Origin of the sequence: Saccharopolyspora sp. SCSIO 74807 (genome assembly GCF_037023755.1) — a bacterium.
Classification (GTDB): Bacteria; Actinomycetota; Actinomycetes; order Mycobacteriales; family Pseudonocardiaceae; genus Saccharopolyspora_C; species Saccharopolyspora_C galaxeae.
Window position 1 is genome coordinate 5,412,805 of record NZ_CP146100.1, and the last position, 12,000, is coordinate 5,424,804.

Below are 12,000 nucleotides of genomic sequence, written 5' to 3' on the forward strand. Positions count from 1 at the left end.
GCGAAACAAGCCCGAGGCAGATCATCCGTTTCAAATCGTCCGAAACAGATGGTTGGAAACGTACGGTAGGGTTCGGAGCGTGTCAACGGTTCGGCTTTCCACGACCTCGTACGTCGTGCTGGGGATGATCGCGATGCGCGGGCCATCGACCTCGTACGACCTCAAGCGGGCCATCGGCCACTCGGTGGGCTACTTCTGGCACTTCCCGCACGCCCAGCTCTACTCCGAGCCCAAGCGGCTCGAACAGCTGGGACTGCTCGAGGTCGAGGAGGAGGACGACGGGCGCCGCCGGCGCACCTACACGATCACCGACACCGGCCTCTCGGCCATGCGCTCATGGCTGGCCGAGCCCACCGACCAGCACTTCGAGCTGCGCGACATCGCCGAGATCAAGCTTTTCTTCAACGAGCTCGCCGACTCCGACGACGTCGAGCGGCTCGCGCAGGACCAGATCAAGCAGCACCAGGCGCGCATCGCCGAGTACGAGCAGATGCAGCAGCGCTTCGGCGACGAACCGGCCATTTCGCGGCGCATGGTCACGCTCGGCCTCGGGCTTGAGATGGAGCACGCCGCCCTGCGGTTCTGGACCTCGCTCGCCGAACGCGCCGAGCGAGGCGAGTTCGAGGACTGACGCCGGGCGGGCCGATCGGACGCGGCGTCCGCGAGCAGGGTGGAATTCCCCGACCGCCAAACGTTGCACACTCGGACGACGACCTCGCCGTTCACCGCAGGCCGGGCGCCGCGGAATGACCTCGCAGCGCCGACCGTGGTCAACTGATGGCGCGAGATGCGGCGTGCGGCACCCTCCGCGTCCGGGGTCCGCAAACGGAGCGGCACGAACGGAGAGCTGTTCATGGCAAGTCGACGTGACACCACGCCCGGTCCCACGCCCTTCGAGATTCACGAGTCCGGGGCTCTGCTGCACGGCACGAAGGCGGATCTCGCGGTCGGCGACCTGCTGCTGCCGGGCCGCCTTTCGAACTTCGAGGCGGGCAGGGTCATGAACCACGTCTACGTGACCGAGACGCTCGACGCCGCCACCTGGGCAGCCGAACTCGCCGCGGGCGCAGGTCCCGGACGCATCTACCTGGTGGAACCCACCGGCCCGATCGAGGACGACCCCAACGTCACCGACAAGAAGCTGCCCGGCAATCCCACTCGTTCCTATCGGACCCGCGAACCCGTCCGCATCATCGGTGAACTCGAGAACTGGACCGGCCACACCCGCGAGCAGCTACAGGCGATGCAGGACACCCTCGACGATCTCAGGCGACGCGGACTCGACGTCATCTACGACTGACCCGCTCGATGCCGCGGCCGGCGCGATCGCCGGCACCGGCGTCGTCGAACAGCGGGATTCCGGGCGGGACGCGAAGTCGTCGTGCAGCGGCAAAGCGTCAACTTTCCATTATGGACTCAAATTCCCGTTTCGGGAATGCTCAGGGTCGGCGGGCCGGTCGCATCGACAGTGAGCCGCGAGTACTCGATCGCCGGATTTCGCGATTCGGCCCACACCGCCCGGAAGTCCTGCTAGCTTCGAATCGCCGTTGAAGTTGGATCGTCGGCGTGCGTGAGCGGGCTGGGGGCCGACACGACGAACGTTCGTCGTCGGGAGACGAAATCCGCCGATGCTTGCTCGATTCGCCGGCATTGCGGATACCGACTGCAACCGAGTGCACCGCCACCGGCAGCTCGGGGAATGCGAGAGCTGTACCGACGCGCGGGGATTCTCCGGTGCCGCGACCTTTCGCCTGCCATTCCAGTGCCGCCCAGCACGACCGGGGTTCACGACTCGATTCCCGAGGGGGACAACGCAGTGACCGAAGCCAAGCACGAGCAGCACACCCAGTGGCTCCCGATCGAGCAGGAGAACAATCCCCGGCTCGGCCGGGACATCATCTTCGACTACCTCAAGACCGCCGGTGTCGACCGGCTCTACGGGGTGCCCGGCACCAACGAGATCCCGCTCATCGACGGCACCGACGTTCCGGAGCACCGCGTCGAGTACGTGCCCTGCCTGCACGAGAACATCGCCCTCGGCGCCGCCATGGGGTACGCGCGGCACCGGCGGACCGAGACCGGCGACGTCGTGCCCGGTGCGGTCGGATTGCACGTCACGCCGGGAGTCGGGCACGCGATCGGGAACCTCTTCAACGCGTTCCGGTCGCACATCCCGCTGGTGGTGCTGTGCGGACAGCAGAACAGCAATCTCCTCATCCAGGAACCGCTGTTGGGCTCGGACCTGGCTCAAGTCGCCAAGCAGTACACCAAGTGGGCCTACGAGGTGCGCGGCCCGAACGAGATCGGCATGGCCATGCAGCGCGCGCTGAAAACCGCGCTCACACCTCCGATGGGGCCGGTCTTCCTGTCGATCCCGTGGGAGTTCCTGGTGCAGCAGGGAGCCGATCCGCAGCGCGGCCGGTTCACCAGGATAGCTGGGGAATTCCACGCACAGCCGTCCGAATTGGACAAGGCCGCGGATCTCCTCGCCAAGTCGCGGTATCCGGTAATCGTCGCCGGTGACGGTGTCGGCGATGCCGAGGCGTGGCACGAACTGCAGGACTTGGCCACGGCCATCGGCGCACCGGTGTACAACGAGCAGTCCAGCAGCCACCTCAACTATCCCCACCACCTGGCACATGCGCGCGGCGAGCTGCCCAGCGTGCAGCAACAAGTCCGGCAAGTTCTCGGGCGCAAAGATCAGGACACGGTGCGGGACACCGTGTTCTTGTGCGGATTCAACGCGCAGGCGCAGCTCGTCATCTACAACTGGGATGACGGCCCCCTGATCCCCGGGCACCTGACCCAGGTCTACCTGCACAACGATCCGTGGCAGATCGGCAAGAACCACTACGGGGCGGCGGCGCCGCTGGGCGACATCAAGGACGCCTTGCCCAAGATCACCGCGGCGATCAGGGCCCATCCCGGGTACGACAAGGGGCACGTGGACGGCCTGAACGAGCAGCTGGCGCAGGAAGACCGGTCGCTCGCGCAGGATTTCCAGCAGCGGGCGAAGGAGGTCCCGGACACCGGCATCGCTCCCGCGATGCTCGTGAACGCGCTCAACACGGCGCTGCGCGACCACTCGGTCCGCCTGATCAACGAAGCGTGTTCGGACACCGCGGATTTCCAGCAGGGTTTGTCCTTCGATTCGCCGAGCAGCTACATGTCGTCCGAAGGAGGCTCGCTGGGCTACTCGATGCCAGCCAGTCTCGGTGTCGCCGACGCGGTGATCCGCTCCGGTGCGGGCGCGGCGGAGCCGGGCGACAAGCCGCCCATCGTGGTCAACGCGGTCGGAGACGGATCGGCACTGTTCTACCTGAACACGTGGTGGACCGCGGTCAAGTTCCAGCTCCCGGTGCTGTACCTGATCACGAACAACAAGCAGTACAAAACGCTCCGGGTCGGCTTGGACGTGTTGCGGAAGTCCTACGACTGGGATCCCAGCGGCAAGACCGAGTACCTCCATCTCGACGGAGAGCCCCAGCTGTCGTTCGTGGAGCTGGCGGCGGGCTTCGGTGTCGACGGCTGTCTGATCGAAAACGCGGGCGACCTCGAGCAGGCGCTGGCCGAGGCGGTTCGCGAGGTCGGCGCGGGCAAGCCCTACGTGGTGGAAGTCCTCACCGACCCGGCCCTTCCGGACATGGGCGAGGTCGACATCAGCACGAACGGCCGTCTCAGCGCGAAGGCGGACGTCGCCGAACGGGCCATTTGGAACTTCGGCCCCGCTTGACGCACTCGGGCCGCGGAACCGCCGAGTCCGCCCGCCGCGGTCGTCCGAATCCGCTCACCTCGGCTGTCTCGAAGCGAGACAGCCGAGGTTTGCGTTGACAGCAATGGGTTCTCGTGCCGGCGCACGATTCAGGGCACGTAGAAGGGGTGCGTGAGCTCGTCCCGGGCGGCGATCAGATCGGTGGCGTCCGCGCGCCCTCGCAGAGCTTCCCGAACGGCTGCGCGCATCGCGGTGCGGGTCGCCAGGCGCACCGCGTCTCCGCGTTCGGCCGCCGGATCGAGCCAGACCGCGGCGAAAACCAGCGAGTCATGATCCTCGGCGAGCAGTCCGTCGGCGACGGAGTCGAGCACGCCTTGCGCGATGCCGAGCTGGCAGGCGCCCGAGACCAGGTTCACGTGCTCATCGGTGGGCGATGTGGTCTTGTTCAGCATGATCGTCGGTGGGCGCACGGTCCGGTACGACGGCTGGTCCTCGCCGACGCACACGAGGATCGGGGTGAACCCTTCCGCGGGGCGCGCGAGCGTGCCCGTCATGATCGCTGCGGTGGGTGATCCGCGTTCGGCGAGCACCACGTTGAGGTGCACGCCGTCCGGGTTGGTTCCGCCCCACGCCTGGGAGCTGCGGCCGTCGATTCCGGTGCTCATGATCCGGTTCCTTTCCGTGGTTCGCCGGAGACCGGCAGGGCGTGCGTCTCCGGTGCGAGTGGTGCCGAGCGGATGGACGGGTCAGTTCGCCGGCGGCCCCTCGCCACCGTCGGGTTCGGCGTAGGTGGCCATTCGCGGGCCGACGACGAACCGTCCGTTCCCGGCTTTGCGGACCACGCCGAGCTCGCACATCGTCGCCAGCAGCCGGTGCACCGAGCTCTTCGGCGCGCCGACTCGCTGCACGACCTCGCTCAACCGCAGACCTCGCTGCCCGTCGGCGAGCACGTCGAGCACCGCGAAGGCCTGCGCGACGGCGGGGCTGCGGTTGCCTTCCCCTCGCTCGCCCGGCGCCGGATGCGCGCTCATCGGCCGGCGAGTTCCGCATCGACGAGCACGACGCCGCGCCGGCTCGCACCCGTGGCCAGATCGGCGAACGCGGTGTTGATCTCGTCGAAGCGGTAGGTCTTCGAGATCAGTTCGTCGATCGGCAGCTTGCCGGTGCCGAACTGGTTCAGCAGCTTCGGGATGTCCTGGGCCGGGCGGCTGGAGCCGTAGAGGCTGCCGGTCAGGTACTTCTCCTCGCGCACGAAGCGCGCGGCGGGAACGCTCGCGTACGCCGTGGCCGCGGGAACACCGACGCACACCACGCTGCCGCCCGGTGCGGTGGCGTCGAACGCCTGCTCCAGCAAGCCTTCCTTGCCGACCGCGTCGATGGTCACGTCAGCGCCGCCGTTGAGCCCGTGCACCTCGGCGACCACGTCGTCCTCCGGCGCCAGCACGCGCGTTGCTCCGAACAGCACGGCGCCCGCTCGCTTGTCCGGGTGCGGCTCGACGACCACGATCTCGTCCGCCCCGGACAGCCGCGCTGCCATGATCGCGCTGAGTCCGACACCGCCCGCGCCGTAGACGAGCACCACGTCGCCCGGCGCCACCCGGGCGCGGTTCACCACGGCGCCGTAACCGGTGAGCACTCCGCAGCCGACGAGTGCGGCGACCGGAAATGGGATCGTTGCGGGGATTTTGATGGCACTGGCGGCAGGAACCACCGTGTTCTCGGAGAACGTGGACAGGAACGAGTAGTGGTGGACGTCGCGCTCGCCGTCGTGCATCCGGACGGTCCCGTCCAGCAAGGTGCCCGCCAGCAGCGCGGGCGCGCTGGCCGTGCACAGCACCGGGCGGCCCGCTTGGCAGTAGCGGCACCGGCCGCAGCTGGGCAGCCAGCACAGCGCGACGTGGTCACCGACCTCGACGTGCCCGACTCCGGCACCGACCGCGGTGACGACGCCGGCCCCCTCGTGGCCGAGGACGGCGGGCAGCGGCGACGGGATGCGCCCGCTGATCGTGTGCGCGTCGCTGGCGCACACGCCGGTCGCGGCGATCCGCACCGCGACTTCTCCCGGGCGGGGCTCGTCCAGGCGGAGCGTGCGGAATGCGAGCGGGGCGGCGGTCTCTTCGAGGACCGCGGCACGAGTTTCCATTCGAGCAACTCCTCGGGAATCGTTGAGACGGGGCCACTCGAACGACATTCGTTCCACATGTGGAACACGTTTCTCGGGGGCCGCGCAGAGTGTGGATATCGGTTACCCGGAGTGTCAATAGGACGTTGAGGCGGGCGCCGCCCGCCCTTGCCGAATGCCCTCCCCGCAGCACCGCCCGCCGACCAGCACCCGGCTCGACCCTGGCGCGGCCCCGCGCACGATCGCCGCCACAGCCCGGAAAAACCGGACCAGCGCGTCTTGACGCCCGCGTCCGGCCGCGGCTACGCTCCCGCGAACAGCACAACTGAAAACCACGTTACTAAGAGACCCAGAGAACAGTAACCCCATTCGAAGCACGGGGGATGCTGTTCTCTTTTTTTGTGCCCGGCAGGGCCCCACAACGAGGTGGAGGCAGGTGAGCGATGTGCGGAGACGGCTGAGTTATCTGCTGCTGTGCACGTCCGGCGGGGTCATATTCCAGGTGGCCTACATCAGATTCGTTTTCCTGGAACCGACCTATCAGGCGCTCGGACTCAGCGGACCGGAATACGGCGACATCATGTCGGTGTTCGGCGCGGTCGCCGCGGTGATGTACTTCGCGGGTGGCTGGTTCGCCGACCGGTTCGCCCCGCGTGCGCTCGTCGCGACGGCGCTGACGATCACCGGGCTCGCCGACCTGGCGCTGATCGCCGTGCCCGGCTACGCCACCGCGCTGCTCGCGCACGTCGTCATGGCCTTCGCCGGGATGGCGCTCTATTGGCCGGCGCTGGTGCGCGCGATCGGCTCGTTCGGTTCCTCCGCGCAGCAAGGCAGGTTGTTCGGCTTCCTGGAGGCGATCCGCGGCGTCACATCGACGGTGATCAGCGGGATCGCCGCGTTGCTGATCGGGACCGCGCTCGCCCCGGCAACAGGGGTGCGCGCGCTGATCGGGACCTATGGCGTGCTGTGCCTGGTGCTGGCGGGCCTGATCTGGCTCGCGCTGCGCGGCCCGGCCGACGGCATCGCGAGCGGCGAACGTTCGGCCCTGTCGGTGCGCGATCTGGCCGCGGCCGCGCGGAACAAGTACACCTGGCTGCTCGGCGGATCGATCATGCTGATGTACTGCTTCTACACCACGCTGGGCTACTTCTCCCCGCTGCTGCAGCACGAATTCGGCGTCACGGCCGCCATGATCGGCGTGCTCGGCGTCGTGCGCAGCTACGTGTTCCAGTTCGTCGCGGGGCCGCTCGGCGGGTTCTGCGTGGACAAGGTGACCCGGTCCACTCCCCGCTTCCTGCGGCTGGCGTTCGTCGCAGCAGCGGTGTGCGTGGTCGTGCTGCTGTTCCTGCCGCGCGAATCAGGGTTGAAGTGGGTCGCGGTGGCGCTGATGTTCGCGCTGTCGCTCGTGGTCTTCGCCAGCCGCGGGGTGTACTGGGCGAGCATGACCGAGGCCCGCATCCCCGAGCACCAGCGGGGCGGCGTGATCGGCCTCGCCTCGGGACTGGCCTACCTGCCGGATGCGTTCCTGCCCGGTCTCGTCGCCAGGTGGATCGGCGACCCCGGCACGGGCACGGCCGCGCAAGGCGGCTACGGCATCTTGTTCGGCGTGCTGGCCGGTGCCGCCGTCCTGGGGATCGCGCTGACCACGCTGACGCTGCGCGTGCAGCGACATGAGCCGGACGCCGGACCGCAGCCGCGGCCGGCCGCGGTGCGCTGACCGACCCGGCTCCTGCACGGAAAGGATTCTCGTTGGACATCCAGGACTTCTCCCTCGACCTGTTCTCGCTGCGCGGCCGCAACGCCATCGTCACGGGCGGCAACACGGGACTCGGCCGGGCGTTCACGGTGGCGCTCGCGAAAGCGGGCGCGAACGTCTTCGCGCCCACCGTCGCAGACGACGGCGGCACGACCCGGCAACTGGTCGAGGAAACGGGTGCTCGTCTGGAGACGCAGGAGATCGACCTCACCGGGCCGGGTGCTCCCGAGCGGGTCGTGGAGTCCTGTGTGGACGCATTCGGCTCGGTCGACGTACTGGTCAACTCGGCAGGAATCGCCGAGCTCGCACCGGTCGCGGAGTTCGGCAGGCAGCACTGGGACCCGATGATCGCGCTGAACCTGACCGCGCCGTTCGAACTCGGCTGGTGCGCCGGGCGCCGCATGGCGCAGCAGGGCCGCGGCAAGATCATCAACATCGCGTCGCTGTTCTCGTTCCTCGGCGGCCAAAGCTCACCGGCCTACGCCGCTACCAAGCACGGCATCGTCGGCTTCACCAGGGCCTACTGCGACGAGCTCGGCGCGCACAACGTCCAGTGCAACGCGATCGCACCCGGATACTTCGCCACCCCGCTCACCGAGCGGACCCGGGCCGACCCCGCGCAGAACCAGCGGGTGCTCGAGCACATCCCCGCCGCACGTTGGGGCGAACTGGGCGACTTGATGGGCGCGACGGTCTTCCTCGCCAGCCGCGTCTCCGACTACGTCAACGGGCACGTCCTGAGCGTGGACGGCGGCTACCTCACCCGATGACCCGAAGCACCGAGAGCACGGAGACCGAAGTGGACAACAACGCCATCATCGACGAGCTGCGCGAGATCGCGGGCCCGCAGCGGGTGGACACCGACGAGCAGCTGCTGCGGGAGGCCAGCGTCGACCGCTTCAAGAAGTACACCGCGGTCCACGGCATCTACGACGGGCCGCTACCGCTGGCGATCGTGCGCGCGGGCAGCGCCGAGCAGGTGGCCGCGGTCCTGGCGTTCGCGAACGAGCACGGCGTCAACATCGTCGCCCGCACCGGTCGCACCGGAACCGAGGGCGGGCTCGAAACCAGTCACGAGCGGACCGTCGTGCTGGACGGGTCCGGCATGGCCGAGATCGTGCGCATCGATCCGGTCGACATGCAGGCCACCGCCCAGTGCGGCACTCCGCTGCAAGTGTTGGAGCAGCGCGTGCGCGAGTTCGGGCTCACCACCGGGCACTCGCCGCAATCCAAGCCGCAGGCGCAGCTGGGCGGGCTGGTCGCCACCCGCTCGATCGGCCAGTTCTCCACGCTCTACGGCGGGATCGAGGACATGGTCGTCGGCCTGGAAGCGGTGTTCCCGGACGGCTCGATCAGCCGGATCAAGAACGTGCCGCGCCGCGCCGCGGGACCGGACATCCGCCACGTCGTGATCGGCAACGAGGGCGCGCTGTGCTTCGTCACCGAGGTCACGGTGAAGTTGTTCGCGCACCGGCCGGAGAACGACCACTTCCACGGCTACCTGCTCGACGACGTTCGCACCGGGATCGAGATCCTGCGCGAGATCGTGACCGCCGGTTACCGGCCTTCGGTGGCGCGGGTCTACTCCGAGCAGGACGCCGCCCAGCACTTCGCGCACTTCGCCGACGGCAAGTGCGTCGCGGTCTTCCTCGCCGAAGGACCGGCCGGGCTCGCCGAGGCCACCAGCGCGGAGATCGACCGGGTGGTGCGCGAGCACGCGCACGAACGCGTCGAGCCGGAATTGATCCGCGAGTGGTTCGACGACCTGAACTGGGGCCCGGACAAGATCCGCGCCGAACAGCGGACCATGCTCGCCGAACGGCGACTCGGCTACACCACGGAGGTATCCGCCAACTGGTCGGTGATCGGCGACATCTACGAGGCCGCCATCGCCCGGATCACCGCGGAATTCCCGCGCTTCGCGGACATCACGCTGCTCGGCGGGCACTCCTCGCACAGCTACCAGACCGGCACCAACATGTACTTCGTCTACGACTACCGCATCAATTGCGAGCCGCGGGAGGAGATCATCGAGTACCACGTCCCGCTCAACGCGATCATCGTCGAGGAGACGCTGGCCCGCGGCGGATCGATGGTGCACCACCACGGCATCGGGAAGTACCGCGCGCCGTGGACCGAGCAGGAGCACGGCAGCGCCTACCCGGTGCTGCGCAAGCTCAAGGACGCCTACGACCCCAACGGAATCATGAACCCGGGCACCATCTTCCCCACCGGAGACCGGTGATGGCGGACTACCTGCTCGGCATCGACAACGGCTCCCAGAGCACCAAGGTCGCCGTGTTCGACACGCGCGGCACAGTGCACGCCCGGGCCCGCGTTCCGTTGCGCCCCAACGATTCCCCGCGCCCCGGTGTCGTCGAGCATCCGGACGACGACCTGTGGGATTCCGTAGGTGCCGCGACCCGCGCGGCGCTGCGCGACTTCGCAGGCGGTCCGGAGCAGATCCGCGGCGTCGGGCTCTGCACGATCCGGTTCTGCCGCGCCATGTTGCGCGCCGACGGCACGCTCGCCCAGCCGGTGCTGAGTTGGATGGACGAACGCGTTTCGCGGCCGTACCAGCACGTGAATCCGGACGTCCGCTACGTCACCACGTCTTCCGGCTACATCACCGCGCGGATGACCGGGCGGTTCCGCGACACCGCGGCGAACTACCAGGGCGTGTGGCCGATCGACACCGACAGCTGGGACTGGGTCGCAGCACCCGACATCCCGCGGGAGATGCTGTTCGAGCTCGTGCAGCCCGGCGAGAAGCTCGGCACCGTCACCGCGCGAGCAGCCGCGCACACCGGGCTGCCGGAAGGTCTGCCGGTGTTCGCCACGGCCAACGACAAGGCGACCGAGGCGCTCGGCAGCGGCCTCGCCGACGACCGCAGCGTGCTGCTGTCGATGGGCACCTACATCGCCGGCATGACCACCGGAACGCGCAACGTTGCCGACGCCGAGGCGTTCTGGACCAACTTCGCCTGCCGCCCGCGCGAATACCTCTACGAGAGCCGCGGCATCCGCCGCGGCATGTGGACGGTCAGCTGGCTGCGCGACCTGCTCGGCTCCGAAGATTGGCTCAACGAAGGTGCGGCCACCGTACCGGCCGGTTCCGACGGGCTGATCGCGGTGCTGGACTGGCTGGCCCCGGTCGACGCGCCGTTCCGCAAGGGCGCGTTCCTCGGATTCGACGGCAGGCAGGGACCGTTCCACATGTACCGGGCGGTGCTCGAAGCGATCGCGCTGACCATGTGCGCCAACGCGGGCGACATGGCAGGCGAACTGGGCGCGGAGTTCGAGCGAGTGCTGGTCTCCGGCGGTGGCGCCGGATCCGACGTGCTCGTGCAGATCGTCGCCGACGCGTTCGACCGGCCCGCGCGGCGTGCGCAAGGCGGGGCGGAGCTCGGCTCGGCGATCTGCGCAGGCGTCGGGCTCGGCCTCTTCGCCGGTTTCGACGAGGCGGTGGCGGCGATGGTCCGCAATGGCAGCGAGTTCGTTCCCGACCCGGAGGCGCACGAGCATTACCGGCGGCTGCGCGAGGTGTACCGCGCACTGCCCGGCCACACCGACCCGCTGTTCGCGTGGCTGGCCACCGCTGGGCGGTGAAACCTGCCTACATCGACCAAACGTCCACATTGGACGAGGCGATGGCGGTCGCGCCCGCGCTCAGCGCGGCCAGCACGTCGTTCTTGTCGCAGACCAGCCCGCCCGCGATGATCGGCACGTCGGTGTCGTTGCGCAGCCACTCGATCACCCGCGGCACGCACCCGGGCAGGATTTCGATGTAGTCCGGCCGCGAGATCGCCAACTGCTTGCCGAGGTTGTGGTACGAGAACGAGTCGACGAGGAAGAACCGGTGCACCGCAAGCAATCCGCGCTTCCGGGCCGCCTTGACGATCGACGCCTTGCTGCTGAGCACCCCGTCCGCCCGGGTGCGTTCGCCCACGAACTCCACGGCGACGTCGCGGCTTTCCAGCCCCTCGACCATGTCCACGTTCACCAGCACGACCTTCCCGGCCGCGCGCAGCCGGTCGACCAGGTCCGGCAGCGTCAAGATCGAGCCGCAGAGCAGGAAGACCACGCCTGGTTCCGAGTCGATGACCGAGCGCGCCCCGGCCTCGTCCTTCACGCTCGCCACGACCGGGGAATCCAACAGGACATCACGCACCGGCGCACTATGGCACACCGCCCGCCCGCTGCTTCCGCGCCACGGCCCACGCCCTGCTCGAATCGCCGTCGTAGCCCGCCTGGCGCTACGCCGCCATGAGCGTCAGCGGGCGGTTCGGCCTGGCCGCACTCGTGTCTTTCCTCGCCGCCGACGAGGCCGGTTTCATCGCCGGCCAGATCCACACGGTAGACAGCGGCCGCACGGCCAAGCTGAGCCTGCCTTAGCACTACGTCGTGGCG

Annotated in this window: 12 protein-coding genes; 8 read left to right on the forward strand and 4 right to left on the reverse strand. The window is 68.7% G+C overall.

Going from position 1 to position 12,000, the window contains the following annotated elements; translation table 11 throughout:
• Window positions 1-79 precede the first annotated feature (79 nt).
• From V1457_RS24835 to V1457_RS24845, 3 genes are all read left to right on the forward strand, one after another.
• Complete coding sequence (locus V1457_RS24835; protein WP_295142633.1) at window positions 80-631, forward strand: PadR family transcriptional regulator; 552 nt, start codon at window positions 80-82, stop codon at window positions 629-631.
• Window positions 632-853: 222 nt separating this feature from the next.
• Window positions 854-1,300 (forward strand): NAD(+)--rifampin ADP-ribosyltransferase, encoded by a 447-nt coding sequence (gene arr, locus V1457_RS24840; protein ID WP_200072827.1) that lies wholly within the window; start codon window positions 854-856, stop codon window positions 1,298-1,300.
• Window positions 1,301-1,816: 516 nt separating this feature from the next.
• The gene (locus V1457_RS24845; protein WP_338597223.1) at window positions 1,817-3,733 is read left to right on the forward strand and encodes a thiamine pyrophosphate-binding protein; all 1,917 of its coding nucleotides are present in this window, start codon (window positions 1,817-1,819) and stop codon (window positions 3,731-3,733) included.
• 128 nt (window positions 3,734-3,861) lie between these two features.
• Here the strand turns inward: V1457_RS24845 and V1457_RS24850 are convergent, their stop codons facing one another.
• From V1457_RS24850 to V1457_RS24860, 3 genes are all read right to left on the reverse strand, one after another.
• The gene (locus V1457_RS24850; RefSeq protein ID WP_338597225.1) at window positions 3,862-4,377 is read right to left on the reverse strand and encodes a formaldehyde-activating enzyme; all 516 of its coding nucleotides are present in this window, start codon (window positions 4,375-4,377) and stop codon (window positions 3,862-3,864) included.
• A gap of 81 nt (window positions 4,378-4,458) precedes the next feature.
• Window positions 4,459-4,743, reverse strand: a complete 285-nt coding sequence (locus tag V1457_RS24855; RefSeq protein ID WP_295142642.1) for a helix-turn-helix domain-containing protein — start codon at window positions 4,741-4,743, stop codon at window positions 4,459-4,461.
• Window positions 4,740-5,855, reverse strand: a complete 1,116-nt coding sequence (locus V1457_RS24860) for a Zn-dependent alcohol dehydrogenase (RefSeq protein ID WP_338597229.1) — start codon at window positions 5,853-5,855, stop codon at window positions 4,740-4,742. Before V1457_RS24860 ends, V1457_RS24855 begins: the two co-directional genes overlap by 4 nt.
• 415 nt (window positions 5,856-6,270) lie before the next feature.
• On the opposite strand from V1457_RS24860, the gene V1457_RS24865 reads away from it, so the two are divergent.
• Genes V1457_RS24865 through V1457_RS24880 form a run of 4 tightly spaced genes read left to right on the forward strand, consistent with a single transcriptional unit; the run spans window position 6,271 to window position 11,199 of the window.
• A complete protein-coding gene (locus V1457_RS24865; protein ID WP_338597231.1) occupies window positions 6,271-7,551 on the forward strand; it encodes an MFS transporter in 1,281 nt (426 codons plus the stop codon).
• A gap of 32 nt (window positions 7,552-7,583) precedes the next feature.
• On the forward strand, window positions 7,584-8,360 hold the full coding sequence (locus V1457_RS24870) for an SDR family oxidoreductase (RefSeq protein ID WP_338597233.1): 777 nt from the start codon (window positions 7,584-7,586) through the stop codon (window positions 8,358-8,360).
• The gene (locus V1457_RS24875; protein WP_338597234.1) at window positions 8,357-9,835 is read left to right on the forward strand and encodes an FAD-binding oxidoreductase; all 1,479 of its coding nucleotides are present in this window, start codon (window positions 8,357-8,359) and stop codon (window positions 9,833-9,835) included. The genes V1457_RS24870 and V1457_RS24875 overlap by 4 nt, the downstream gene beginning before the upstream one ends.
• On the forward strand, window positions 9,835-11,199 hold the full coding sequence (locus V1457_RS24880; RefSeq protein WP_338597235.1) for an FGGY family carbohydrate kinase: 1,365 nt from the start codon (window positions 9,835-9,837) through the stop codon (window positions 11,197-11,199). Before V1457_RS24875 ends, V1457_RS24880 begins: the two co-directional genes overlap by 1 nt.
• Before the next feature lie 7 nt (window positions 11,200-11,206).
• On the opposite strand, the gene V1457_RS24885 is transcribed toward V1457_RS24880, so the two are convergent.
• Complete coding sequence (locus V1457_RS24885; RefSeq protein WP_295149007.1) at window positions 11,207-11,761, reverse strand: glycerol-3-phosphate responsive antiterminator; 555 nt, start codon at window positions 11,759-11,761, stop codon at window positions 11,207-11,209.
• A 95-nt stretch (window positions 11,762-11,856) separates the two neighbouring features.
• Here V1457_RS24885 and V1457_RS24890 point away from each other — a divergent pair, with 95 nt between their 5' ends.
• Complete coding sequence (locus tag V1457_RS24890) at window positions 11,857-11,985, forward strand: hypothetical protein (RefSeq protein WP_338597236.1); 129 nt, start codon at window positions 11,857-11,859, stop codon at window positions 11,983-11,985.
• Window positions 11,986-12,000: the final 15 nt, after the last annotated feature.